General features: G+C 69.6%; 28 protein-coding genes. 16 read left to right on the top strand and 12 right to left on the bottom strand.

Features of this window, described 5'->3' with window-relative positions; all coding sequences use genetic code 11:
• Positions 1–18: 18 nt before the first annotated feature.
• From AMYNI_RS0118205 to AMYNI_RS0118175, 7 genes are all read right to left on the bottom strand, one after another.
• On the bottom strand, positions 19–930 hold the full coding sequence (locus AMYNI_RS0118205) for an EamA family transporter (protein WP_020669465.1): 912 nt from the start codon (positions 928–930) through the stop codon (positions 19–21).
• A gap of 173 nt (positions 931–1,103) precedes the next feature.
• The gene (gene pstB / locus AMYNI_RS0118200) at positions 1,104–1,880 is read right to left on the bottom strand and encodes a phosphate ABC transporter ATP-binding protein PstB (RefSeq protein WP_020669464.1); all 777 of its coding nucleotides are present in this window, start codon (positions 1,878–1,880) and stop codon (positions 1,104–1,106) included.
• A 3-nt stretch (positions 1,881–1,883) separates the two neighbouring features.
• Positions 1,884–2,801: a phosphate ABC transporter permease PstA gene (pstA, locus tag AMYNI_RS0118195; RefSeq protein ID WP_020669463.1), complete on the bottom strand. Its 918-nt coding sequence runs from the start codon at positions 2,799–2,801 to the stop codon at positions 1,884–1,886.
• A 4-nt stretch (positions 2,802–2,805) separates the two neighbouring features.
• Complete coding sequence (gene pstC / locus AMYNI_RS0118190) at positions 2,806–3,726, bottom strand: phosphate ABC transporter permease subunit PstC (RefSeq protein ID WP_020669462.1); 921 nt, start codon at positions 3,724–3,726, stop codon at positions 2,806–2,808.
• 211 nt (positions 3,727–3,937) lie between these two features.
• The gene (pstS, locus tag AMYNI_RS0118185) at positions 3,938–5,074 is read right to left on the bottom strand and encodes a phosphate ABC transporter substrate-binding protein PstS (RefSeq protein ID WP_020669461.1); all 1,137 of its coding nucleotides are present in this window, start codon (positions 5,072–5,074) and stop codon (positions 3,938–3,940) included.
• A 430-nt stretch (positions 5,075–5,504) separates the two neighbouring features.
• On the bottom strand, positions 5,505–6,419 hold the full coding sequence (gene mshD / locus AMYNI_RS0118180) for a mycothiol synthase (protein ID WP_020669460.1): 915 nt from the start codon (positions 6,417–6,419) through the stop codon (positions 5,505–5,507).
• A gap of 25 nt (positions 6,420–6,444) precedes the next feature.
• Entirely contained in the window at positions 6,445–7,194 is a 750-nt protein-coding gene (locus AMYNI_RS0118175; protein WP_020669459.1) for a response regulator transcription factor, read from the bottom strand.
• A gap of 169 nt (positions 7,195–7,363) precedes the next feature.
• Between AMYNI_RS0118175 and AMYNI_RS0118170 the strand changes: the two genes are divergently transcribed.
• The 9 genes from AMYNI_RS0118170 (at position 7,364) to AMYNI_RS0118120 (ending at position 13,410) form a co-directional block, all read left to right on the top strand.
• The gene (locus AMYNI_RS0118170; protein WP_425387904.1) at positions 7,364–8,275 is read left to right on the top strand and encodes an LmeA family phospholipid-binding protein; all 912 of its coding nucleotides are present in this window, start codon (positions 7,364–7,366) and stop codon (positions 8,273–8,275) included.
• A 6-nt stretch (positions 8,276–8,281) separates the two neighbouring features.
• A complete protein-coding gene (locus AMYNI_RS0118165) occupies positions 8,282–8,725 on the top strand; it encodes a TlpA family protein disulfide reductase (protein ID WP_020669457.1) in 444 nt (147 codons plus the stop codon).
• Between the two features lie 247 nt (positions 8,726–8,972).
• Positions 8,973–9,407 (top strand): DUF4395 domain-containing protein, encoded by a 435-nt coding sequence (locus tag AMYNI_RS0118155; RefSeq protein ID WP_020669455.1) that lies wholly within the window; start codon positions 8,973–8,975, stop codon positions 9,405–9,407.
• A gap of 54 nt (positions 9,408–9,461) precedes the next feature.
• Positions 9,462–10,298 carry a sulfurtransferase gene (locus AMYNI_RS0118150; RefSeq protein ID WP_020669454.1) on the top strand — a complete coding sequence of 279 codons (837 nt, stop codon included), beginning with the start codon at positions 9,462–9,464 and terminating at the stop codon, positions 10,296–10,298.
• On the top strand, positions 10,298–10,606 hold the full coding sequence (locus AMYNI_RS0118145) for a DUF1416 domain-containing protein (protein ID WP_020669453.1): 309 nt from the start codon (positions 10,298–10,300) through the stop codon (positions 10,604–10,606). The genes AMYNI_RS0118150 and AMYNI_RS0118145 overlap by 1 nt, the downstream gene beginning before the upstream one ends.
• A gap of 243 nt (positions 10,607–10,849) precedes the next feature.
• Positions 10,850–11,476, top strand: coding sequence for a heme-binding beta-barrel domain-containing protein (locus AMYNI_RS0118135; RefSeq protein WP_020669451.1), 627 nt, complete (start codon positions 10,850–10,852; stop codon positions 11,474–11,476).
• A gap of 10 nt (positions 11,477–11,486) precedes the next feature.
• A complete protein-coding gene (gene pxpB / locus AMYNI_RS0118130; protein WP_026360605.1) occupies positions 11,487–12,098 on the top strand; it encodes a 5-oxoprolinase subunit PxpB in 612 nt (203 codons plus the stop codon).
• Positions 12,095–12,955, top strand: coding sequence for a 5-oxoprolinase subunit C family protein (locus tag AMYNI_RS0118125; RefSeq protein ID WP_020669449.1), 861 nt, complete (start codon positions 12,095–12,097; stop codon positions 12,953–12,955). Before pxpB ends, AMYNI_RS0118125 begins: the two co-directional genes overlap by 4 nt.
• On the top strand, positions 12,952–13,410 hold the full coding sequence (locus AMYNI_RS0118120; RefSeq protein WP_020669448.1) for a hypothetical protein: 459 nt from the start codon (positions 12,952–12,954) through the stop codon (positions 13,408–13,410). Before AMYNI_RS0118125 ends, AMYNI_RS0118120 begins: the two co-directional genes overlap by 4 nt.
• A gap of 43 nt (positions 13,411–13,453) precedes the next feature.
• Here the strand turns inward: AMYNI_RS0118120 and AMYNI_RS0118115 are convergent, their stop codons facing one another.
• Positions 13,454–14,302 (bottom strand): aminodeoxychorismate lyase, encoded by an 849-nt coding sequence (locus AMYNI_RS0118115; protein WP_020669447.1) that lies wholly within the window; start codon positions 14,300–14,302, stop codon positions 13,454–13,456.
• A gap of 58 nt (positions 14,303–14,360) precedes the next feature.
• Between AMYNI_RS0118115 and ygfZ the strand changes: the two genes are divergently transcribed.
• The 3 genes from ygfZ to AMYNI_RS0118100 all read left to right on the top strand — a co-directional run bounded on the left by ygfZ (position 14,361) and on the right by AMYNI_RS0118100 (position 17,102).
• A complete protein-coding gene (gene ygfZ, locus AMYNI_RS0118110; protein ID WP_026360603.1) occupies positions 14,361–15,488 on the top strand; it encodes a CAF17-like 4Fe-4S cluster assembly/insertion protein YgfZ in 1,128 nt (375 codons plus the stop codon).
• A gap of 79 nt (positions 15,489–15,567) precedes the next feature.
• Positions 15,568–16,140, top strand: a complete 573-nt coding sequence (locus tag AMYNI_RS0118105) for an RsiG family protein (RefSeq protein ID WP_020669445.1) — start codon at positions 15,568–15,570, stop codon at positions 16,138–16,140.
• Positions 16,137–17,102, top strand: coding sequence for an asparaginase (locus AMYNI_RS0118100; protein WP_020669444.1), 966 nt, complete (start codon positions 16,137–16,139; stop codon positions 17,100–17,102). The genes AMYNI_RS0118105 and AMYNI_RS0118100 overlap by 4 nt, the downstream gene beginning before the upstream one ends.
• A gap of 22 nt (positions 17,103–17,124) precedes the next feature.
• Here the strand turns inward: AMYNI_RS0118100 and AMYNI_RS0118095 are convergent, their stop codons facing one another.
• Positions 17,125–18,030 (bottom strand): DUF8083 family protein, encoded by a 906-nt coding sequence (locus tag AMYNI_RS0118095; protein ID WP_020669443.1) that lies wholly within the window; start codon positions 18,028–18,030, stop codon positions 17,125–17,127.
• A gap of 217 nt (positions 18,031–18,247) precedes the next feature.
• On the opposite strand from AMYNI_RS0118095, the gene AMYNI_RS0118090 reads away from it, so the two are divergent.
• The 4 genes from AMYNI_RS0118090 (at position 18,248) to AMYNI_RS0118075 (ending at position 21,363) form a co-directional block, all read left to right on the top strand.
• Positions 18,248–18,433 (top strand): DUF3073 domain-containing protein, encoded by a 186-nt coding sequence (locus tag AMYNI_RS0118090; RefSeq protein WP_020669442.1) that lies wholly within the window; start codon positions 18,248–18,250, stop codon positions 18,431–18,433.
• Positions 18,434–18,545: 112 nt separating this feature from the next.
• A complete protein-coding gene (locus tag AMYNI_RS0118085) occupies positions 18,546–19,406 on the top strand; it encodes a 3-hydroxybutyryl-CoA dehydrogenase (protein ID WP_084628404.1) in 861 nt (286 codons plus the stop codon).
• Positions 19,407–19,479: 73 nt separating this feature from the next.
• Positions 19,480–20,439: an alpha/beta fold hydrolase gene (locus tag AMYNI_RS0118080; RefSeq protein ID WP_020669440.1), complete on the top strand. Its 960-nt coding sequence runs from the start codon at positions 19,480–19,482 to the stop codon at positions 20,437–20,439.
• A 33-nt stretch (positions 20,440–20,472) separates the two neighbouring features.
• Positions 20,473–21,363: a Gfo/Idh/MocA family protein gene (locus tag AMYNI_RS0118075; protein ID WP_020669439.1), complete on the top strand. Its 891-nt coding sequence runs from the start codon at positions 20,473–20,475 to the stop codon at positions 21,361–21,363.
• On the opposite strand, the gene AMYNI_RS0118070 is transcribed toward AMYNI_RS0118075, so the two are convergent.
• The 3 genes from AMYNI_RS0118070 to AMYNI_RS0118060 are packed head-to-tail and all read right to left on the bottom strand — an operon-like array spanning position 21,360 to position 24,402.
• The gene (locus AMYNI_RS0118070; protein ID WP_020669438.1) at positions 21,360–22,880 is read right to left on the bottom strand and encodes a tripartite tricarboxylate transporter permease; all 1,521 of its coding nucleotides are present in this window, start codon (positions 22,878–22,880) and stop codon (positions 21,360–21,362) included. The genes AMYNI_RS0118075 and AMYNI_RS0118070 overlap by 4 nt on opposite strands.
• Positions 22,880–23,419, bottom strand: coding sequence for a tripartite tricarboxylate transporter TctB family protein (locus tag AMYNI_RS0118065; protein WP_026360601.1), 540 nt, complete (start codon positions 23,417–23,419; stop codon positions 22,880–22,882). The genes AMYNI_RS0118070 and AMYNI_RS0118065 overlap by 1 nt, the downstream gene beginning before the upstream one ends.
• Entirely contained in the window at positions 23,416–24,402 is a 987-nt protein-coding gene (locus tag AMYNI_RS0118060; RefSeq protein WP_020669436.1) for a Bug family tripartite tricarboxylate transporter substrate binding protein, read from the bottom strand. The genes AMYNI_RS0118065 and AMYNI_RS0118060 overlap by 4 nt, the downstream gene beginning before the upstream one ends.
• Positions 24,403–24,447: the final 45 nt, after the last annotated feature.

The raw sequence follows: 24,447 nt of genomic DNA, 5'->3' as shown, positions 1-24,447 counted from the left end.
CAAGGGGCAAAAAGCCGGCTATTTGCGTGTGGTGGCGGTGCGGGTGGCGCCGACCGAGGCGGCGACGACCAGGCCGACGGCCAGCCATTGCGTGGTGTGCAGCATCTCGCCGAGCACGATCAGCCCGGCGAGCGCGCCGACCGCCGGCTCCAGGCTCATCAGCACCCCGAACACCCGGGGCGGGATGCGGCGCAACGCCTCGAGCTCCAGCGAGTACGGGATCACCGAGGACAGCAGGGCCACCGCCAGCCCGATCATCAGCACCCACGGCGCGAGCAGCCCGGTGCCGGTCTCCACGGCGCCCACCGGCATCGCGACCAGCGCGGCCACCGCCATGCCGAGCGCCAGGCCGTTGCCCTCGGTGGTCCGGTTGCCCAGCGCGGCACCGAGCAGGATGTAGGAGCCCCAGCAGATCCCGGCGGCCAGCGCGAACAGCATGCCCGCCATGGACAGCTCGCCACGGGACTCGGTGAGCAGCACCACCCCGCCCGCGGCGAGCAGCGCCCACAGCGCGTCCAGCCAGCGGCGGGAACCGGCCAGCGCGACGGTCAGCGGGCCGAGGAACTCGATGGTCACCGCGATGCCCAGCGGGATCCGCGCGATGGCCTGGTAGAAGCAGAGGTTCATCACGCCGAGCACCAGGCCGTAGCTGAGCACCACGGGCAGCGCGCGGCGGCTGATCTTCAACGAGGGCCGCCAGACCAGCAGCAACACCACGGCGGCGAAGAACAGCCGCAGGGTCACCGTGCCGGCGGCGCCGGTAACCGAGAAGAGCTGCTTCGCCAGTGCCGCGCCGACCTGGACGCTGAAGATACCGATGAGCACCTGGAAGGTCGGCGGAATGCCACCGAGGGTGCGCCCTGCCAACGCCATCAGGCCGGGCCGCGGCAGTGACCTGTCCCCTGCCGGGTCCATGAACACCGAAACCACGCACGCCCCCTTCCCAGCCCAGTTTTCCGGCACGACCGTACTGCTCACCCACCCCGCCCGTCCCCCGAATATGCCCCACCCCACCCCTGCTTTCCCCGGACGCAGTGAAGGCCACCTTGCCTGCATTGAACGCAGGCAAGGTGGCCTTCGCTGCATGGCCGGTAGCGCGAGGGTTAGCCGAAGCGGCCGGAGATGTAGTCCTCGGTGGCCTTTTCGTCCGGGTTGGAGAAGATCTTCTCGGTGTCGTTGAGCTCCACCAGCCGGCCCGGCTGGCCGACGCCGTGCAGGTTGAAGAAGGCCGTCTGGTCGGACACGCGCGCCGCCTGCTGCATGTTGTGCGTGACGATGACGATCGTGTAGTCCTTCTTCAGCTCACCGATCAGGTCCTCGATGGCCAGGGTGGAGATCGGGTCCAACGCCGAGCAGGGCTCGTCCATCAGCAGCACGTCCGGCCGCACCGCGATCGCCCGCGCGATGCAGAGCCGCTGCTGCTGACCGCCGGAGAGCCCGCCGCCCGGCTTGCCGAGCCGGTCCTTGACCTCGTTCCACAGGTTCGCGCCCCGCAGCGCGCGCTCGGCGATCTCGTCCAGCTGCTTCTTGTTCTTGGTGCCGGCCAGTTTCAGCCCGGCCACCACGTTGTCGCGGATGGACATGGTTGGGAACGGGTTTGGCCGCTGGAACACCATGCCGATGGTCCGCCGCACCTGCACCGGGTCCACAGTGGACGCATAGATGTCCTCGCCGTCGAGCAGCACCTCGCCGTCCACGCGCGCACCCGGGATCACCTCGTGCATCCGGTTCAGCGTGCGCAGCACGGTGGACTTGCCACAGCCGGACGGTCCGATGAACGCGGTGACGTTACGCGGCGGCACCGACAGCGTGACGCTGTCCACGGCGTGGAACTTGCCGTAGTAGATGTCCACGTCCTTGACGTCGATTCGCTTTGCCATAACTCACTTCTTCTTCGGGGCGACCAGTCGGGCGATCACCGTGGCGAGGAGGTTGATCAGGGCGATGATGAGCACCAGGGTCAGCGCCGCACCCCAGATCCGCTCGAATCCGACGCTACCGGGCGCCATCGAGTTGGTGACGCGCTCGTTGTTCATCAGCAACGGCAGCGACGCCATTTCACCTTGGAAGATGTCGTAGTTGTTGTAGGGCGAGTAACCGACGAGCACCAGCAACGGCGCGGTCTCGCCCATCACCCTCGCCAGCGCCATCATGACACCGCTGATGATGCCGGAGAGCGCGGTCGGCAGCACGATCTTGACGATGGTCTTCCATTTCGGCACGCCCAGCGCATAGGAAGCCTCGCGCAAATCGTCCGGCACGATTCGCAACATTTCTTCGGAGGACCGGACCACTACCGGAATCATCAACAACACCAAGGCGAGCGACACCGCGAAAGCGCTGCGCGGCATACCGAAGGTGGTTATCCAGAGCGCGTAGATGAACAGTGCGGCGACGATCGAGGGCACACCGGAAAGGATGTCCACCATGAACGTGGTCGCCTTGGCGAGCCTGGTGCCACGGCCGTACTCGACGAGGTAGATCGCCACCAGGATGCCAAGCGGCACCGCGATGACAGCGCAGACCAGACCCTGCAACAAGGTGCCGATGATGGCGTGCAGCACGCCACCGCCGACCTCGTCGGAGAGCACCGATCCGAAGTCCTCGCTCCACCAGTTGGTGAACGGAATCCGCTTGATCCCGTTCGCCACCACGGTGTAGAGCACCCAGACCAGCGGCACCACCGCGATCAGGAAGGCCAGCCAGACCAGTGCGGTCGCGACCCCGTTCTTCGACTTGCGGGCCAGGCTGACCTGCTGGAAGGCGGGGGTGGTGGCGGGCTCGGAGAGGGTCTTCGTCATGATCTCAGTCCCCCTTCTTGTCGCCGATGATCGACCTGGCCGCGAAGTTCACCAGGAAGGTGAGCAGGAACAGCACCAGGCCGGCCGCGATGTAGGCGCCCGCCGAGGTCGCACTGTTGAACTCGCTGTAGTTGGAGGCGATCTTCGAAGCGAAGGTGGCGCCACCGTCGAAGATGCTCCAGTTGAACGCCCCGCTCGGGATGAGCAGGATCACCGACAGCGCGATGGTCTCACCGAGCGCACGACCGAGGCCGAGCATCGAGGCGCCGATGTAACCCGCCTTGCCGAACGGCAGCACCGTGGTGCGGATGACCTCCCACCTGGTGGCACCGAGCGCCAGCGCGCCCTCGATGTGCGGGGTCGGCGTGCGCTCGAACACCTCTCTGGTGAGCGAGGTGATGATCGGCAGCAGCATCACCGCGAGCACCACGCCGGCGGTGAAGATGGTGCCGCGCAGGTTCGGCGCGACGTTACCTGGCGCGAAGATCGGGATCCAGGCGAAGGTCTCGTTGATCCAGCTCGACACCGGCTCGATGACCGGGGCGAGCACGATGATGCCCCAGAGCCCGAAGATGATCGACGGCACCGCGGCCAGCAGGTCGATGACGTAGGCGAACGGCCTGGCCAGCCTGGCCGGCGCGTACTGGGTGAGGAACAGCGCGATCCCCAGTGACACCGGCATCGCGATCACCAGCGCCACCAGTGAGGTCGCGATGGTCACCTGAAGCAGGTCGAGAATGCCGAACCGCAGGTTGTTCGGATCGCCGGTGGCCCACTCCCGGGACCACAGGAAGTTGACCTGGTCGGCCTGCAGCGCCGGAATCGCCTGGATCAGCAGGAAGATACCGATCAACCCGATGAGCACCACCACGAAGATGCCGGCGCCGGTGGTGAGGTTGGCGAAGATGCGGTCCCCGGGACGCACCTTCTTGGCTTTGTCTCCCGCGATCGGTCCGGGGCCGCCGTTTTCCGGCGCCGGCGCGGCTGATTGCTCCGAAATCGGGTCCTCCGTAAGAGGATTAGCCGACGACGAACGCCCACCGGTGTCCCCGGTGGGCGTCCGCGCCGAGATGGGCTCGCTCATAGACTTTTCAGTCCAGCCTGTCTCTATCTGTCAGGAAAGACTTCTCGACCGGTCAGGCGATCGCCTTGACCGAAGTCAGCACCTTGTCCTGCAGGCTCTGCGGGATCGGCACGTAACCCTTGTCGGACAGCGGCTTCTGCCCGTCGGTGGCGGCAACACCGAGGAAGGCCTTGACCGCCTTGGCCACCTCGGGGTTGTCGTACTTGGAGCAGACGATCTCGTAGGTGACCAGCAGCAGCGGGTACGCGCCGGCGGTGTCGCTGGAGTAGATCGCGTCGAGGTCCAGCGCCAGGTCGTTGGTGCCTTCCTTCTTGAACTTGGCGGCGTCCAGGGACTTGGCCACGTTCTCCGGGGTCAGCTCGACGCCGCCGGAACCGCTGTCCAGCAGGGCGGGCTTGATGCCGTCCTTGGCGAAGGAGGACTCGACGTAGGTGATGGTGCCGTCGCCGGCCTTGGCCGCTTCGACCACGCCGTTGGACTTCTCCGCGCCGTTACCGACACCGCCCTTGAACTGCTTGCCGTCGCCCTGGGTCCAGGCACCCTTCGAGGCGGCCTTCAGGTACTTCTGGAAGTTGTCCGTGGTGCCCGACTCGTCGGAGCGCGAGATGACCTGGATCGGCTTGGCCGGCAGGGTCAGCGTCTCGTTGCCCTTGACCGCCTTGATCGCCGGGTCGTCCCATGTCTTGATGGTGCCGTTGAAGATCTTGGCGGTGACCTCGGCGTTCAGGGTGAGCTTGTCGACCCCGTCGAGCTTGTAGGCGACCGCGACCGGGCCGACCACCAGCGGCAGGTTCCAGGCTTCCGAGCCGGCGCAGCGCGCCTTGGCGGCGTTGGCCTCTTCGCCGACCTTGAGCGCGGAGTCGGAGCCGGCGAAGTCGACCTGGTTGGCGTTGAACTGCTTGACGCCGGCGCCGGAGCCGCTCGGGTTGTAGTTGACCTGCTGGCCGGAGCACTTCGCCCGGTACTGCTGCACGAAAATGTCGATCGCGGTCTTCTGCGCGGAGGATCCCTCGGCGGACAGCGGGTTCTTGCCCCCGCACTCGACATTCGCCGTGCCGGAGGGCGCGGGAGCGGCGTTGGAGCTCTGGTTTCCGCTGTTGTTGGCCGCGGGGTCGGAGCCACAGGCGGTGAGCACGAGGGCGGCGCTCGCCACGATGCCGACGGCGCCCATCGACCGCATGATCTTCACTTCTGATTCCTCCAGCTATGAAGCCGTTCGGGTGAGTCGCGGGCAGCTTGCCGCGTCGGCTCCGGACACTAGGGAGCCACAATGGACAGGTGGTCGGCAGCAGATGAACGGAAGGTGAACAAGCCGGCCATTGTGAGCAGAGCTACTCAGCCGAGAGGCCCCTGTGTCCTGCCCGTGACCTGCCGGTTTGCTCAGGGTGACACCCCGCTGGCTACGGGTTAACAAAACGGGCGCGCCGTGGCCCCCACCACTTAGCCATCGCCCGATTTCACCATTCCCGAACAATTCTCGGACTTCTATTCCCGCACCCGCACAACCCCCACCCATCCCGGGGGGCGGCCCCGCTCCAGCCTATCGCCACCACGCCCCGCAACAGGCCCGTCGAGCGGAGTTGTCCACAGGTGCGCGCAACTGTGGACAACCCTGGGGACTACCGCGCGTACTGCACGTCGACTTCGTACCGCGTGAAGCCGAGCCGCTGGTAGACCGCGACGGCCGGGGCGTTGTCGCCTTCGACGTAGAGGATCACCTGGCCGAGCCCTGCGTCGCGCAGGAAGCGCAGGCCGGCCACGGTGAGCGCCTTGCCGAGCCCGCCGCCCTGCGCGGCCGGGTCGACACCGACCACGTAGACCTCGCCGACCGGAGCGCCACCGAACCGATACGGGTTCGGCGGATGCACCTTCGTCCAGTGGAAACCGAGCAGCCTGCCGGACGAGTCCTCGGCGAGGAAGAACCCGGCCGGGTCGAACCAGCTCTCCGCGTCGCGAATATCCGCCGCGGTGAGGCTGCCCTGTTCGGGATGCCAGTCGAAGGCGCGCGCGTTCACCGCGGCGACCGCCTCCTCGTCCCGGCCCGGCTCGAAAGTGCGCAGCGAGACCCCGGGCGGCAAGCTCGGCTCCGGCCAGTCCGCGCCCTCGGCCGCCACCTGCATCACCAACAGCTCGCGTGCCCGCGAAAAGCCGGCGCGCTCGGCCAGCCTGGCCGCACCGGGATGGTCGCCGTGCGACCACACCCGCAGCCCGTCCCGCGGCTCGGCCACCCCGGCCCGCTCCACCAGCGCCTGCACCATCGACGTCGCGAAACCGCGGCGGCGACGGTCCGGGCGCACGATCAACTCGGCGACCTGACGGCCGAAAGCGTCGCCCGCGGTGTCCAGATGCGCGTACCCGACCAGCTCGCCATCGGACCGCGCGAGCAGCTGCGCCCCACCGCCGAACTCCGACGGCAGCGGGCCGTCGGCGGTCACCTCCGGCGAACCGTCCGTCTCGCGCGCGGCGAGCAGCAGCGCACGCACTTCGGCCGTGCCGGCCTCATCGAGCTCATCGGCCCACACCGCGTTCAGCATGGCGCGAGCCTACCGGCGGACGAGCTCAGGTAGCGGAGTACTCGTTGGCCTCGAAGGATTCCGGCAGCACCGAAGGCACACTCGGCTTGGCGGCGGACTTGCCGGGACGCTCGAACTTGTAACCGACGTTGCGCACCGTGCCGATCATCTGCTCGTGCTCCGGGCCGAGCTTGGCGCGCAACCGCCGCACGTGCACGTCCACCGTGCGCGTGCCGCCGAAGAAGTCGTAGCCCCAGACCTCCTGCAGCAGCTGCGCGCGGGTGAACACCCGGCCCGCGTGCTGCGCAAGGTACTTCAGCAGCTCGAACTCCTTGTAGGTCAGCTCCAGCGTGCGCTTGCGCAGCCTGGCCGTGTAGGTCGCCTCGTCGATCACCAGCTCGCCGACCCGCAGCTCCGCCTCGACCTGCGCCGACGCGCCGTCGCGGGTGGTGGCCAGCCGGAGCCGGGCGTCCACCTCGGCCGGGCCGGCGGTGGGCAGCAGGATGTCGTCGGTGCGCCATTCGGCACTGACCGCGACCAGCCCGCCCTCGCCGACCACAGCGATGATCGGGGTCACCGCCTCGTCCTCGCCGGTGCCCTTGAGCAGCCGGCACAGGCTCTTCGCGGAGGCCAGATCGGTACGGGCGTCGAGCAGGATCACGTCCCGGTGCCCGGCGTCCAGCAACGCGGTGACCTCGGGCACGCGGACGCGTACGGTGTGCGGAAGAAGGTCCAGCGCTGGCAGCACTGAGGTGGCATCCGGTTCCGGAGTGAGTACCAGCAGGTCCAGGCTCATCGCCACACCGCCTTGTCTAGTGGATCGCCTCGAATACGAGTCCCGGTCGGTGCTAAGTGAGAATAGCGGGTAACCCGCTCGACACCTAACCGTTGGAACCGCGATCACACCCGGAGGCGGGCAGGATGCGGCGAGCGAGAACACCAAAGCAAGAGATCGGACGCGATAAGTGAGCAGGCCCGTGACGCACCAGGACGGACGCACGCCAAAAGCAGCCCGGCCCGACAACCGCCACCGCGGACGCCGCACGAAAAAGCTCGTAATCATCTTCGCGGTACTGGCCGCGCTGCTGGTCGGGGCCGATTTCGGGCTGGCCGCCATCGCCGAGCACACCGTTTCCCAGAAGGCCGCCGAACAGCTCAAGCTCACCGACGACCCGTCCGTGACCATTCACGGGTTCCCGTTCAGCACCCAGGCCATCGGTGGTGAGTACGGCCACATTTCGGTTTCCGCGGCCGGAGTGCCGGTCGGCGACCCGGCTCGCAATGTCGCACTGCGTGACGTGGAATTGAAGGCCGAGCTACGCAACGTGACCGCGCCGCTGTCCGACCTGATCAACGGCGACACCAGCGCGATCAAAATCGGCGACCTGACCGGCCAGGTGCGGATCAAGGCCAGCGACATCGCCAGGATCGAGCCGCTGACCCAGGTTCAGGACCTGCGCATCGAACCGGCCAGCGAGGAGTACGTGCGCACCGGCGACGAAGGCACCGACAACAACGGCAGCACGCCCACCACGCAGCCGGAGGACAACGACGACTCCTCGGCCGGCGTCCGCATCTCCGGCAACCTGCAGTTCGCCGGGGAACAGCTGGAGATCTTCTGCTTCGCGATGATCGAACTGGACGGCACCACCATCCGGATCACCCCGCAGCGGCTGCAGTTCGGAAATAACCAGAACACCACCATCGTTGACCAAGCCGTACAGAAGGCCCTGCTGCCGAATTTCAAGGCCGAGATCGACGCGGGCGCCCTGCCGTTCAAGGTCACCCCGACCGCGGTCAAGGTGGAGAGCGGTTCGGTGACACTGCAGGGCGAGGCGAAGGACCTGACCTTTTCGGGACTCAGCGCGGGAGGCTGATCGCAGGTGATCGGGTTGTGGGTACTGCTCGGCACGCTGGTCGCCGGCCTGGTCGCCGGTGCCGTGCTGCGGGCCCGCAACGGCCGGATCCGGTCGGCCCGCCCGAGCGCCGGGCACACCCTGCCGGCGCCGGTCGCCGAGGCACTGAACCCGTCCGCCCCGGTCACCCTGGTGCAGATCTCCACCACCTTCTGCGCCCCCTGCCGGCACACCCGCGCCCTGCTGTCGGCGCTGGCCGAGCGCACCGAAGGCCTGCGGCACGTGGACCTGGACGTGACCGAGCGGCCCGAGGTCGCGCGCGACCTCGGCGTGCTGCGCACCCCCACCACACTGGCGCTGGCCCCGGACGGCCGTGAGCTGCTGCGGGTCGGCGGGCTGCCGAAAAGCGGCGAGCTGCTGGACGCGCTGGGGCCGCATCTCCCGCAGTCTGGGATTCGTCTCAGTGAATGAACGCTGTTCCCACTCTGAGGGAAGTCTGGGTACTCTGACCGCCGTGGACAAGCTGCCGACAACTCTGCTGACGCAGCGCCGCGCAGTCGATCTGTGCCGCGTGCGCAGCAGCCTGTGTCCGGCTCCGCGGACCTGTCGCTGACGTCCACCGACGTCACCGACCCGCGGTCCGCCGAAAACCCCCGGTAGCTCCAGCCTTTTCGCGCGTTGTCCGCGCGTTCCCCCGACAAGATTTTCGGGAGGTGCCATGTCAGCAGGACCAGCCGTAGACCCGCGTGGACCGCGGTTCGCGGCCATCCTGACCACCATCGTGCTCGCGGTGGTGCTGATCACCGGCTGGTGGCCGCTGTTGGCCGCGCAGACGGTCGTCTTCGCGATCGGTGCGTTCATCGGGCTGAAGCCGGCCCCGTACGCGCTGATCTACCGGTACCTGGTCGCCCCGCGGCTCGGGCCGACGACCGAACGCGAGGACGCGGCGCCGCTGCGGTTCGCACAGGCCGTCGGGTTCGTGTTCGCGCTGGTCGGCACCGTCGGCTATGCGGCGGGCGTGCTCCCGCTCGGGGTGATCGCGACCGCGTTCGCACTGTTCGCCGCCTTCCTGAACGCGGCGTTCGACTTCTGCCTCGGCTGCGAGATGTACCTGCTGATCCGCCGGATCGGCCCGGCCGGGCAGCCCACCTGAGCCTGTCCGGAAAGCCCTTGTAAATCCCGAACACAAGAAAGTGAGTGCCGCTTCATGAGCCGTGAAGACGTCCTGGTCACCACCCAGTGGGCAGAGGACAACCTGGACACCCCCGGCGTCGTGTTCGCCGAGGTCGATGAGGACACCACCGCCTACGACGGCGGGCACATCCGCGGCGCGGTGAAACTCGACTGGCGCAAGGACTTGCAGGACGCGGTCCGCCGCGACTTCGTCGGTAAGGCGGACTTCGAGAAGTTGTTGTCCGAGAAGGGCATCAGCAGCGACGACCAGGTGATCCTGTACGGCGGCAACAACAACTGGTTCGCGGCCTACGCCTACTGGTACTTCAAGCTGTACGGGCACGAGAAGGTGCAGCTGCTCGACGGCGGCCGCAAGAAGTGGGAGCTGGACGGCCGCGAGCTCAACAGCGACGAGGTGAAGCGCGAAGCCACCACTTACCAGGCGAAGGAGCCGGACACTTCGATCCGCGCGTTCCGCGACGAGGTCGTGGCGTCCATCGGCGACAAGAACTACGTGGACGTGCGCTCGCCCGACGAGTTCGCCGGCAAGCTGCTCGCGCCGGCCCACCTCCCGCAGGAGGTCGCGCAGGTGCCGGGGCACATCCCGGGTGCGCTGAACGTGCCGTGGGCCAAGGTGGCCAACGAGGACGGCACCTTCAAGTCCGAAGAGGAGATCCGCGAGCTGTACAGCGAAGCCGGTCTGGACGAGTCCAAGCCGACCATCGCGTACTGCCGGATCGGGGAGCGCTCGTCCATCGCGTGGTTCGCGCTGCACGAGCTGCTCGGCCAGACGGACGTGAAGAACTACGACGGTTCATGGACCGAATACGGCTCGCTGGTCGGCGTGCCGGTCGAGTTGGGAGCGAAGTAATGGCGAATGACGGTTGCGGCGCTCCGGCGCAGACGGCCACCCCGGCGGACATCGACACGAACGGACAGGTGGTGCTGGCCGGCAAGGTCACCGGCACCGAAGGCCCGGTGAGCGGTGCCTTCGTCCGGCTGCTCGACTCCGGCGGCGACTTCACCGGCGAGGTCGTCACCTCGCCGGAGGGTGACTTCCGGTTCTACGCCGCGCCCGGCGAGTGGACCGTGCGCGCCCTGCACAAGACCGGCAACGGCGAGGCCTCGGTCTCGGCCGGCGGCCCCGGTCTGCACCAGGTCGCCGTCGCGGTCGCCTGACACCCGAACCGAAGGACGCCTTCAGCGCGAATACGCGCGGGAGGCATCCTTCGTCGCGTCCGGGTGACCGTGCTCACCGGGTGCGCCCTGCGCGGAGCCAGCCGGGCGGGCACGGTCTATCCTGCTGGGCGTGGAGATTCTGTTTACCGGAATGCTGGTGCTCGCGGGACTGGCGATCAGCTGGTTCGCGCTCTACGTGGTCTACCGGCTGTACTCGGACCACCGCTGAGCCCGGACCCAGCCATGACTGTCAGCGGCGACGACGCCATCCAGGCCGCGGCCGAGCGCGCGGAGAGCACGCGTGCCCGAAACCTACCTCCGTACGGTGAGCTGCCCGAGCTGCCGATCCCGGCGGACACGGCTAACCTGCGCGAAGGCCCGAACCTGCACGACGCCTGCCTCGCACTGCTGCCGCTGGTCGGCGTCTGGCAGGGCGAAGGCGAGGTCAACTACCCCACCATCGAGGGGCCCCGGCGGCTGGTCCAGCGGGTCACCATCTCGCACGACGGCAGGCCGTTCCTGCACCACGAGGCGCGTTCCTGGCTGCTGGACGACGACGGCAACGTGATCCGTCCCGCCGCGCGGGAGACCGGCTGGTGGCGCCCGCAGCCGGACGACTCCCTCGAACTGCTGCTGGCGCACAACACCGGCATCATCGAGCTGTTCTACGGCGCCACCGGCGGCCAGACCTCCTGGGAGCTGGGCACCGACGCGGTGGTGCGCAGCGCGAGCGCCAAGGAGGTCACCGGCGCGAAGCGGCTGTACGGGATCGTGAACAACGGCGACCTCGGTTACGTCGAGGAGCGCGCCATGGTCGGCGAGCCGATGCAGCCGCACGTCTCCGTCTATCTGCACCGAGTGGCCGGCTAACCGCTTCGCCATGCGCTGGCGGCGAAGCGGGGCGTACGCGAGCATTGTGGACTGTTCGTCACTGGCCGAGGTGAACGCCGTCCGCGCCACCATCGCCGCGCGCGACCTGCCCGATCTGGTCGAGCTGGTGCCGGGCGCACGCAGCGTGCTGGTGGTGGGCAGGCCGGGAACCGCGGTGCTCGAACAGGTTCGCGTGATCGTCGAAGAGGCCGATCTAGCGCATCCGCCCTCGGCCGAGCCGGACGAGATCGTGCTGGACGTGCACTACGACGGCGCCGACCTGGAACTGGTGGCGCGGACCGCGGAAATCGGCGTGGACGAGGTGATCCGGCTGCACACCGAGGCCGAATACACCGTCGCCTTCACCGGGTTCGCCCCGGGGTTCGGCTATCTGACCGGACTGCCCGAGCCGCTCCAGCAGTCCAGATTGGACACTCCCAGGACGAAGGTGCCCGCCGGTTCGGTGGCCGTGGCGGGCGAGTTCACCGGGATCTACCCGCGTTCGTCCCCCGGCGGCTGGCGGCTGCTCGGGCACACCGACGCGGTGCTCTTCGATCCGCGCGCGGATCCGCCGGCGCTGCTGGCGCCCGGCGACCGGGTGCGCTTCCGGAGTGCCGGGTGAGGGAGCTCGAGGTACTCGAAACCGGTTCGGCCGCGCTGATCCAGGACCTCGGCCGCCCCGGCTACGCGCACCTCGGGGTGCCGCCGTCCGGCGCGCTCGACGTGCCGGCGCTGCGGCTGGCCAACCGGCTGGTCGGCAACCCCGAGGGCGCGGCCGGGATCGAGCTGCTGCTCGGCGGCCTGCGGGTGCGGGCGAGGGCGTCCTGCACGGTCGCGGTGACCGGACCGGCGGTGCCGGTCACGGTGGACCGGCGGCCGGTGGGCAGCCACGCCCCGGTGCATTTGTCCCCGGGACAAACCCTGGCCGTCGGCACCCCGGAGCGCGGCCTGCGCAACTACCTGGCCGTGTCCGGTGGCCTGGACGTGCCACCGGAGCTGGGCAGCCGTGCCCGTGACGTGCTCTCAGAGATCGGACCTCCGCCGCTGCGCCCCGGCGACGTGCTGCCGCTCGGCGAGGCGCGCGGGGTGCCGGCCGGGCTGGACGTGCTCGCGCCTCCGGCTGCACCGGACCGGCTGCTGGTGCCGGTGCTGCTCGGGCCGCGCGACGACTGGTTCACCGACCCCGCCGGGCAGCTGGCGGCGAACTGGACGGTCAGCCCGGAGTCCAACCGGGTGGGGCTGCGGCTGGACGGCGGATCGCTGCGCCGCACCGCGGCCAAAGCCGACGCCGAACTGCCCAGCGAGGGCCTGGTCACCGGCGCGGTGCAGGTGCCGCCGGACGGGTCGCCGGTGATTTTCCTCGCCGATCATCCGACCACCGGCGGCTACCCGGTGATCGGTGTGGTGCTACGAAAGTCGTTACCTGTGCTGGCGCAGGCCAGGCCAGGAACCTTAGTGCGCTTCCAGGCGTCCTTATGAGTGTGGAAGAGGTCACGGTCACCGGCGGCGCCGGCGTAGTCGAGGTTCCCGGCGGTCAGCCGCCACAACGTCCCGATCTGGCACCGGCCCTCCGGATCGCGCTGGCGACCGGTCAGCTCCGCCGTCCGCTGAGCGAGACGCTGCGCCCGCTGCTGTCGATGCTGGTGGACGGCCGGTACAAGGTCACCGGGCCCGGCCGGATCGCCGAGGAGTGGGCGGATCCGGTGCCCACCGACAACTGGCCGCCGGACGACGAGGACAGGGTGACCTACTACCGCACCGCGATCAGCACCGGGCACCGGCCGGTGGCGGTGCTGCTCAACGACGGCCCGGAGCGACGCGGGTTCATCCTGGACGGGCACCACAAGATCGCCGCCTACCAGGCGGAGAACATGCTGCCCTGGGTCATCCGGATCGCCAAGATCACCGAAGACGCCCAGCCCGCCGTCAACTGAGTCGTCAGGCTGCGTCGTCAGGCTGCGTCGTCAGGCTGCGTCGTCAGGCGTACTCGGACTCGTAGGCGGCGGCGACCTCGGCGTGCACCTCGGTGGAGTCGGGCAGCGGCTCGCCGTCGAGGGTGTGCACCCTGGTGATCTTGCGTACCGAGGAGGACAGGAACACCCCGTCCGCCGAGCGCAGGTCGGCCACCCGCAGGGGTTCGACCTTGACCGTCCAGCCGGCCTTCTCCGCGCCGCGGTACTGGCCGGCCTGAGTGGTGCCGGGCAGGATGCCGGTGTTCTTCGGCGGGGTGTAGAGCGTGCGGCCGCGTGCGATGACCACGTTGGAGGTGGGACCTTCCAGCACCGAACCGTCGGTCGCGGTGAAGATCACGTCCGCCGCGCCGCGCCTGGCCGCCTCCCGCAGCGCGGCCATGTTCACCGCGTAGGACAGCGACTTGGCGCCGAGCAGCAACCAGGGAGCCTGCTCCGCCAACGTCGGCTCGAAGCCGCGGTCGAGGGTGACCACCGACACACCTTCGGCCCTGGCCTTGATCACCTTGGGGTCGATCGGCAAGCCGAGCGCGAACCCGGTCGGCTTCGCCTCGGGGTCGCCATCGACGCCGCGGGTGTAGACGAGCTTGAGCGCGATCTCACCGGCATCGGTCCAGTTGTCGATCACCAGCCGGGTGATCCGCTCGAACGCCGACAGGTCCGGCTTCGGCAGGTCGAGCATGGCGGCCGAACGGGCCAGCCGGTCCAGGTGCGGGCCGAGCTCCCGCGGTTTCCCGTCCGCGACCAGGATCGTCTCGAAGATCCCGTCCCCGCGAAGCAGGCCCAGGTCGTCCACCCGGATGTGGGCGGCGTCGGGATCGGCCAGTGTTCCGTCCAGAAAAGCGAGCACGCGCATGCGCTTCACCCTACTCAGACGGGCGCGTTCCCGAGCCGGACCGCGTACCTTCGGGGGTATGCCTGAAGAGTCTCCACTGCTCGGTCTGCCCGGTTCGATCTCCCCACCGGAGGAATACCCCGAGCAGGGTGTGCCGTGGCACTGGGGCGACCCGTTCGCCGAGCAGCGCACGGCCACCCGCGGGGTCGCGGTGGTCGACCGTTCGCACCGTGAAGTGCTGTCCGTGCGCGGCGAAGAACGGCTGTCCTGGCTGCACCTGGTGATCTCCCAGCACGTCACCGGACTGGGCGAGGGCGCCGGCACCGAAGCGCTGGTGCTGGACACGCACGGCCGGGTCGAGACGCACCTGGTGCTGGCGCACGAGAACGGCACCGTGTGGCTGGACGCCGACCCCGGCGCGCACGCGACCAGCGCATTTCCGGCCGGCGGCAGGCAGACCCTGCTCGAGTACTTCGAGGCAATGAAGTTCTGGTCCAAAGTAGACATCGCGGACGAGACCCCGGAGCGGGCGCTGCTCACCCTGCTCGGCCCGGACACCGACCAGATTCTGTCTACTTTGGACATCAAGCTGGACACCGAGCCGTACTCGGTGACCGGCTTCGACGGCGGGTTCGCCCGCCGGATGCCGTGGCCAGGCCGGTCCAGCGTGGACCTGCTGGTGCCGCGTGCAGAACTGGCCGCCTGGTGGCAGCGGATCACCGAGGCCGGCGCCCGCCCGGCGGGCAGCTGGGCCTTCGAGGCGCTGCGGGTGGAGTCGCTGCGGCCGCGGATCGGGGTGGACACCGATGATCGCACGATCCCGCACGAGGTGAACTGGATCGGTTCGGCCGCGCACGTGGCGAAGGGGTGCTACCGGGGCCAGGAGACGGTCGCCAAGGTGCACAACGTGGGCCGCCCGCCGCGCCGGATGGTGCTGCTGCACCTGGACGGCTCACCGGAGATCACCCCGGAGACCGGCGACCCGGTGCTGCTCGGCGAGCGGACGGTCGGCCGGGTGGGCACCGTGGTCCGGCACCACGAGCTCGGCCCGGTGGCGCTGGCCCTGCTCAAACGCTCCGCCCCGGTGGACCAGGAACTGCTCGCGGGCGCCGAGGACCGGATCGTGCAGGCGGCGGTCGACCCCGATTCGGTGCCGGCGGAAGGGGCCGCACCAGGCAGGGAGGCCGCGCAACGGCTGCGCGGTTGAGGCACGCTGCACAGCGTTAGTGTCAGTGAAGGGGCCGACCGCCCTGGTATGTGCGACCGAGATAGAGCAGGATGGCCCAGTGATCGAAGTCCGGCCAGGCGGACGCCGTCGAATCGACCGCGTCCTCGCCGCCGACTACGTGCGTGAGCTCGGTGAACTGTCGCTGATCGAGCTGCGCGCGCGGCGGGACGAAGCCGCGCAGGAGGAGACCGACCTTTCCTACCTGCGCAGGCTGTTGCACGCCAGGATCGACATCGTGCGGGCCGAGCAGGCCAGGCGCAGCTCCGGCGGGCAGGACAGCGTGGTCGGGCAGTTGGCCGCGATCCTCGCCGACAACGCGCTCGGCCCGGCCAGCGTCGGCCGTTACCAGCAGCTGGAACCGTCCAGAGCGGGCGAGTACCGGCGGCAGGCCGAGGCGCTGGTCGGCAACTCCGACCTGACCGACGTCGGCGAGCTGCCGGACGAAAAGCTGGCGCACGCGCTGAGCACCTACGGCGAGGAGGAGTCCTCCGTCTCCTCCCGGCGGCGCGAGGTGCAGCTCGTGGTGGACACCATCAACGCCGAGATCGCCGGCCGCTACCGCCAGGGCACCGCCTCGGTGGACGAGCTGCTGGCCAACGAGCGCGCGAAGAAGGCAGAGAACACCGAGTGAGCAACCCGGTACTGGTCGAAGTGGTGCGCTCCGGGTTCGTGGAAAGCGTGCACCGCGGCGCGGTGCTGGCGCTCGGCCCGGACGGCGAAGTCCGGTTCAGCGCCGGCGACATCACCAGCCCGGTCTTCCCGCGCTCCTCGAACAAGCCGCTGCAGGCGCTCGGCATGCTGCGCGCCGGGCTCGACCTCGAAGACGGCGCGGACCTGGCGATCGCCTGCGCTTCGCACAGCGGCGAGCGCACGCACGTCCAGCGCGTGCTGGATCTGCTGGCGCGGCACGACGTGCCGGAGTCCGCACTGCACTGCCCGCCGGACCTGCCACTGCACGAGCCCAGCCGGGTGGCCATGCTGCGCGCCGGCGAGGGACCGCGGCGAGCCGCGATGAACTGCTCCGGCAAGCACGCGGCGATGCTCGCCACCTGCGTCCAGGCCGGCTGGCCGATCGGGGGTTACGCCGACCCCGGGCACAAGCTCCAGCTGCTGCTCGCGGAGACGGTGGCCGAGTACACCGGCGAACCGATCGCGCACACCGGGGTGGACGGCTGCGGGGCGCCGCTCTTCGCGTTCTCGCTGACCGGGCTCGCCCGCGCGTTCGCCTGCCTGGTGACCCGGCGCGACGGCCCCGAGCAGCGGGTCGCGGACGCGATGCGGGCGCATCCGTGGCTGGTCGCGGGCACCGGCCGAGAGGACACCCAGCTGATGGGCGCGGTACCCGGGCTGCTCGCGAAGGGCGGCGCGGAAGGCGTGCACGCGGTGGCGCTGCCGGACGGCGGGGCGATCGCGCTGAAGATCGACGACGGCGCGCCGCGCGCCCGCGGTCCGCTGCTGGTCGCCGTCCTGCGCGCGCTCGACGCGCTACCGGACGACCCGGCCGCCCTAGCCGACCTGAGCGCCCCCGTCCTCGGCGCCGGTCAGCCCGTCGGCGAGCTACGCGTTCCGGCCGGGCTCCTGAACGGCAAATAGCCGACTTTTTGCCCAAAGGGCGCTAGTTGAAGCGTTCCTTGGCGGCCAGCTCGCTCCAGTACTCGCGCAGGTCGGCGAACAGCTCGGCGAGCTGCTCGATGTTCCCCTCCCGCAGCGCGTCCAGGATGCTGTGCACCTCTTCGGCCGAGGTGTCGGTCTCCAGCACGGAGTCGTCGATCAGCTGGACCAGCCCGCCGTAGTCCAGCTCGACCGCCGAACCGGGGTCGAAGTTGTCCAGCCAGCGGCCGGTCTCGGCCAGCACCCTGGCCGGCCCGGAGTCGCCGAGGGTGGACTCCACCAGCTCCAGCGCGGTATCCACCCGGCGCACTGCGTCCGGCATGGCCACCCGCCAGGACAGCTCGCGGGCCGGATCGTCCCGGCCACTGCCCAGCTTCAGCCGCCGCTGCTCCGGCTCGACCAGCGCGAACCAGGGCAGCGGCACGGTCCAGGTGGTGGACAGCACGTGCACCGCGGCCCGGCTCAGCTCGCCGAGCGCGGCGGAGGTGCGGGAGCGGACCGACTCGGCGGTGACCCCGCCCGCGGTGAGCACCGAGGTGCGCAGTGCCGGATGGGCGTCGCCGAGGAAGTTGACCAACGCGGCCGCCGAGCGGGCGCGCAGTTCGAGCGGGCAGACCAACGGGTCCGAGCCGAGCGAGTCGCCCCCGTCTACCGGCACGTCGGCCGGGTCGAGCACCAGCACGTCGGTACCGGAGCTGGGCGCCGGACGGCCGTCGGCCAGCTCCGCGGGGAGCAGCCGGACCGGGGCGGCAGTCTGTGATTTGAGCCACATCCGCTGCTCCCGTTCACCGACGGAAGCCCTGGTCAGCTGCGCGGCCTCGACCGCGCGGAGCAACTGCGCCGGCGGCGGGTCACCGAATGCGGGCAGCGGTTCGTACACCCGCAGATAGGCCACGAACGGACGGAGCACCCGTGAATCGTGGCACGCCGGGCAGGCGCGAACACCACCGACCGGCCGAAGTGCGGCCAGTCCGAGACTGGTTGGACATTGTCGCGTCGCGCACACGGTGCCACGTCGCATTCCACCCCGGGGACACGGTACGGTGTGGACAGGAAATAGTTGTCGAGACGATTGCGGGGCCGCCGCTTCCCCCGGCCGCCCCGCCCCTGTGCGAGGGGGTCGAGCCATGGGGCGCGGCCGGGCTAAGGCCAAGCAGACGAAGGTGGCGCGCGAGCTCAAGTACAGCTCCCACGACACCGACTTCGATGCTTTGCAGCGCGAGCTGTCCAGTAGTTCCTCTGACGACAGGCACGAGGACGACAAGCGGTATGACGAAGACCCGTACGACGGGTACGACGAATACCGCCGCTGAAGCGCGTAACACGCGAGGGTGGGCATCGGACCTGGTTCCGGAACCCACCCTCGCGGTTCGCGTCATGCCTTCTTCACGCCTGATCGCCTGAGACACAGGTAAGGGAGCGGCTTTGACGGACATCCAGCGCGTAGGCGTGGTCGGTGCGGGCCTGATGGGCTCCGGTATCGCCGAGGTGCACGCGCGGGCCGGTGCGGACGTGGTGGTCACCGAGGTGAACCAGCCGGCGCTCGACGCGGGCCGGGCCAGGATGGAGAAATCCCTGCAGCGCGCCGTGAAGAACGGCAAGCTCGCGGGCGACGAGGCCGACGCCGCGCTGGGGCGGGTCACCTTCAGCACCGACCTGGCTACGTTCGCCGACCGCGATCTGGTGGTCGAGGCGATCGTCGAGCAGGAGCAGGCCAAGGTCGACGTCTTCCGCCAGCTGGACAAGATCGTCGAACGCGAGGACGCCGTCTTCGCCTCCAACACGTCTTCGATCCCGATCATGAAGCTCGGCATGGCCACCGGCCGTCCGCAGCAGGTGGTCGGTATCCACTTCTTCAACCCGGTGCCGGTGCTGCCGCTGGTGGAGCTGGTCCCGTCGCTGCTGACCGGCGAGGAGACCATCCGCCGGGCCGAGTCGCACGCCACCGGCACCCTTGGCAAGACGGTGATCCGCTCCCAGGACCGGGCCGGGTTCATCGTGAACTCGCTGCTGGTGCCGTACCTGCTCTCGGCGATCCGGATGATCGAGTCCGGCTTCGCCTCGGCCGAGGACATCGACCGCGGGATGGAGCTGGGCACCGCGCACCCGATGGGGCCGCTGCGGCTGTCCGACCTGATCGGGCTGGACACCATCAAGGCGATCGCGGACTCGATGTACGCCGAGTTCAAGGAGCCGCTCTACTCGTCGCCGCCGCTGCTGCTGCGCATGGTGGACGCCGGGCTGCTCGGCAAGAAGACCGGCCGCGGCTTCTACAGCTACTCCTGACGCAACTTTCGTTGCGGAGGCGGCAACTTACGCCGCTGTCCCGGCCGGGCGCCGGTTCGTTTCACTGGTCAGCATGAGCGAACAGCACCCACGCCGGACCGTGCTCAAGGCGGCGCCACTGGTCGGGGCCGCCATCGCGCCGGGACCGGCGGTCGCCTCCGCGGCCACCGAGCGGCACCGGCCGCGACGTGGCGTGACCACCTTCGTCTTCGCGGCCGGCGCCAACGGCGGATCGGGCATCCCGAACGAGCTTCCGCAGCGCGGGTACCGCTGTGTCGGCGTCGACCTGCCCGGCCACCGGGTGACCGACGACCAGTTCCGGCCGTCCTACCAGGCGCCGCAGAACCTCGAAGCCTTCGCCACCGAGCGGTCACCGCTGGCCGGGGTGACCTATCAGGACCAGATCGCGGCCGCCGTTGAGGTGGTCCGGCGGGTGGCCGGGTTCGGCCCGGTGGTGCTGGTCGGCAGCAGTATCGGCGGCTCGGCGATCAGCCTGATCGCGAACGAGGTGCCGGACCTGATCGACCTGCTGGTCTACGACACCGCCTTCTGCTGCGTCGACCTGGCCACCCCCGGTGACTACCTGAACACCCCGGAGGCCGAGGGCGGCCGGTTCGACGCCGTCGTCGGGTTCATCGCCGCCGACCCGGCCGTGGTCGGCGCGCTGCGGTCGAACTGGCGGCTGGACGATCCGGCCAAGCTCGCGGCGCTGAAGCACGCCTTCATCGCGGACGGCTCGGACGCCGAGTTCTACACCTTCCTGAACGGGATGTCCCCGGACGAACTGCTCAGCAAGGGCAGCACCGAGGCCAGGGGCAACCCGGCCACCTGGGGCCGCATCCCGCGGGTCTACATCAAGCACACCAGGGACAACCTGATCCCGCTCGCGCTGCAGGAGCGGTTCATCACCGAGGCCGACCGGCTGACCCCGCGAAACCGGTTCCGGACCTTCGAGCTGGACACCGGGCACGTGCCGAGGGCGGAGAAGATGGCCGAGTTCGTCGATCTGCTGGACCGCGTGGCCCATGGCTGAGGCCGCGGGCCGGAGGTGGTGCAGGATGGGGCCGTGGATGAACAGCTGCGAGTAGGACTGGTCGGCGCCGGGCCGTGGGCACGCAACGTGCACGCGCCGGGGCTGGCCGACCATCCGGGCACCACGCTGAGCACGGTGTGGGCCCGCCGGCCCGAAGCCGCGACAGAGCTGGCCGAAGCACACTGCGCGTCCGTGTCGGCCACCGTGGACGAGCTGCTGGACCAGGTGGACGCGGTCGCTTTCGCGGTGCCGCCGGCGGTGCAGGCCGAGCTCGGCGTGCAGGCCGCGAAGGCGGGGAAGCACCTGATCCTGGAGAAACCGGTCGCCCCCGACCTGGCGGCCGCCGAGCAGCTGGCCGGCGCGGTGGCCGAGGCCGGCGTGGCCACCCTGATGATGCTGACCCTGCGATACGCGACGGAGACCCAGGACTGGCTGACCGATCTCGCGGCCACCGGCGGCTGGACCGGCGGCGGGGTGAAATGGCTGTCCGGCGCGCTGCTCGGCGACACCTACGGCGGCTCGCCTTGGCGGCATGACGGCGGGGCGCTCGCCGACATCGGACCGCACGCGCTGGACCTGCTGGACGCGGCACTCGGGCCGATCACCGACGTGCTCGCCGCGCACCGCGGGGCGGACGACCTGTGGCACCTGATCGTCGCGCACGAGAGCGGCGCCAGCGCCACGATCACCCTGTCGCTGAAGCTGGCCGTGCAGCCGACGATCGTCGAGGTCTCGGTCTACGGCGAGCACGGCTACCGCGCGCTCGGCCGCAAGCCGGGCGCGGCGAACGCGTCCTACACCGCGTTGCTGGACGACTTCGCCGCGATGATCGCCAGCGGGGTCACCGCCCACCCGCTGGACGTGCGCCGCGGCGTGCACCTCCAGCGGCTGCTCGACCAAGCCCGCGAGTTGGCCGGCCACTAGGCATCGACACGCTCCTTTTCGGCGGGCGGCTCCTCCCGCTTTGCCGGGAACAGCTTGCGGACCAATGGCCAGGCCAGCAGCAGCACGATGATCGCGTAGACCGTGACCGACATCGGCGAGTTCACCAGGCCGGTCAGCGAGCCGTCGGACAGCTGCAGGGCGCGGCGCATCTGCAGTTCCGCACTCGGCCCGAGGATGACCCCGATGATCGCCGGCAGCACCGGCAGCCCGTAGCGCCGCATGGCGAACCCGATCACTCCGACGAGGAACAGCAGCAGCAGGTCCGTCACCTCGCCGCCGACCGCGTAGGCACCAACGCTGGCGAAGAACAGAATGCCCGCGTACAGGTATGGCCGGGGGATCTGCAGCAGCTTCGCCCAGACCGGCGCCATCGGCAGATTGATCACCAGCAGCAGCACGGTGCCCACGAACAGGCTCGCGATCAGCGCCCAGACCAGGGTGGCCTCCCGCTCGAACAGCAACGGCCCCGGCTGGAAGCCGTACTGCTGGAACGCGGCCAGCATCACCGCGGCCACCGCGGTGGTGGGCAGGCCGAGGGTGAGCAATGAAACCAGGGTCCCGGCCGCGGAGGCGCTGGCCGTGGACTCCGGCCCGGCCACCCCCTCGATCGCGCCCTTGCCCCACTCGTCCTTGCGCTTGGACAGCCGCTTTTCGGTGACGTAGGAGAGGAAAGTCGGGATCTCCGCGCCGCCGGCCGGGATCGCGCCGAACGGGAAGCCGATCACCGGCCCGCGCAGCCACGGCTTCCAAGTCCGCTTGAGGTCCGCCTTGGACAGCCACGGCCGGCCGACCGGGATCGGCTTCTCCCGCTTGTGCCGCAGGTGCGCGGCGACCCAGAGCGACTCGCCGACCGCGAACAGGCCGACCGCGACGATCACCACGTCCACCCCGTCGGCCAGGTGCAGGGAGCCGAAGGTGAGCCGGGCCTGGCCGGTCATCTGGTCCAGGCCGATCAGGCCGATGGTGAGCCCGATCAGCAGCGAGGCGAACCCGCGGACCCTGGACTTGCCGAGCACCGAGGTGACCGCGATGAAGGCCAGCACCATGATCGCGAAGTAGTCCGGAGCCCCGATGTTCACCGCGAGCTTCGCCATGGTGGGTGCGAGCAGCACCAGCGCGAGGGTGCCGATCATGCCGCCGGCGAAGTGCCCGATCGCCGCGGCGGCCAGTGCCTGCGCACCCTTTCCCTTACGTGCCATGGGATTGCCCTCGATTGCGGTGACCACGGCCGCGCTCTCGCCCGGTGTGTTCAGCAGGATCGAGGTGGTCGAGCCGCCGAACATGCCGCCGTAGTAGATGCCGGCGAACATGATCAGGGCAGCGGTCGGGTTGAGCCCGTAGGTCACCGGCAGCAGCAGGGCCACCGCCATCGCCGGGCCGATGCCGGGCAGTACGCCGATCGCCGTGCCGAGGATGACACCGAGCGCGGCGAAGAGCAGGTTGCCGGGGGTGAGCGCGGTGCCGAACCCGTCCATCAGCAGGGAAAAGGAATCCATCACAGCACTCCCATCAGCGGTCCGCCGGGCAGTGCCACGCCGAGCAGCTCGTTGAAGACGAACCAGGTGATCAGCGAGATCACCGCCGAGATCAGCGGATCGCGCACGAAATGCCTGCTGCCCAAGGCATAGGACGCGCCCCAGAACATGATGGCCGAGGAGATCGGGAACCCGACGAGGTCGATCAGCGCCGCGTTGAGCAGGAACGCGCCGGAGAGCAGCAGGACGGTCCGCCAGTCCGCGGGCGCGTCGAGGTCGACGTCCTCACCCGCTTCGGCCTCGCCCTTGCCGCCGCGCAGCACGTCCCGCGCCAGCAGCAGCGAGACGAGGACCAGCAGGGTGCCGACCACCACCGGCACCGCCTTCGGCCCGACCGGGCCGCGCTGCGCGAAGTCGGTGGGGATCTGCAGCGCATCGGTGAGCACGAGCACGCCGACGGCCAGCAGCAGCAAGCAGATGCCGAGCTCGGAATGCGCCCGCAACCAGGACCGCTCGCCCTCCGGCTCGGCCGCCGGCTTGTCCAAAGTAGACGATGTCATGCCAGCCCCAGCTCCTTCATCACCGAGGCCACCCTGTCGTTCTCCGCCTTGAGGAAGGCCGTGTAATCGTCGCCGACGGAGAAGGCGTCGGTCCAGCCGTTGACCCGCAGCGATTCCTTCCACTGCGCCGAGTCGTGCAGCGCGCGGAACAGGTTGACCAGCTTGGTCCGGTCGTCGTCGCTGATCCCCGGCGGCGCGACGACGCCACGCCAGTTGGTGAAGCCCACGTCCACACCGGACTCCTTCAGGGTGGGCGCGTCGATGCCGGGGACCCGGTTCGGGCTGGTAACCGCGAGCGCCCGCAGTTCTCCGGCGGCGACCTGGTCGCGAGTCTCCCCGATGCCGGAGACCCCGAAGCCGACCTTGCCGCCGAGCACGGACGCCATCAGCTCGCCACCGCCGTCGAACGGGATGTAGTTGACCTGCTTGGGCGTCAGCCCGATGGCCTTGGCCATCAGCATGGGCGCGAGGTGGTCCGGCCCGCCCGGCGCGGAACCACCACCGACCGCCACCCCGCCCGGGTTCGCCTTCCACGCTTCGACCAGCTGGCCGATGTTCTGGTACGGCGAGTCCTTGCCCACCACCACGATGTCGGACTCTTCGGTCAGCTTCGCGATCGCGGTGGTGTCCTGCAGGGAGGAAGGCGCGTGGTTCGTGTAGACCGCGCCGACCACGCCGAGGCCCATGGACATGGTCAGCTTGCCGTTGCCGCGCTCGTTGACCAGCCTGCCGAGGCCGACCGTGCCGCCGGCCCCCGGCAGGTTGAACACCTCGGTGGTGCCGTTGAGCTCGGCGTCCTCGATGGCCTTGACGGCGGTACGCGCGGTGATGTCGTAACCACCGCCCGGTGCGTTCGGCACCATCATCCGCAACCCGCGGATCTGACTTCCGCCGTCATCGCTGCCGGAGGAGATCAGCGGTGGCACGAGCAGGACCAGCAGCGCCGCGCCCAGCACGGCGAGCCAGTGTCTCGGGTTCTTCATCAAAGCACTCCACTGTGCTCGGGGGTGGTGCGTGCGGGTGACCGT

Source organism: Amycolatopsis nigrescens CSC17Ta-90 (genome assembly GCF_000384315.1).
Lineage (GTDB): Bacteria > Actinomycetota > Actinomycetes > Mycobacteriales > Pseudonocardiaceae > Amycolatopsis > Amycolatopsis nigrescens.
The sequence above is the reverse complement of the archived record's forward strand: the minus strand, read 5'-3'. Positions and strand labels throughout refer to the sequence as shown.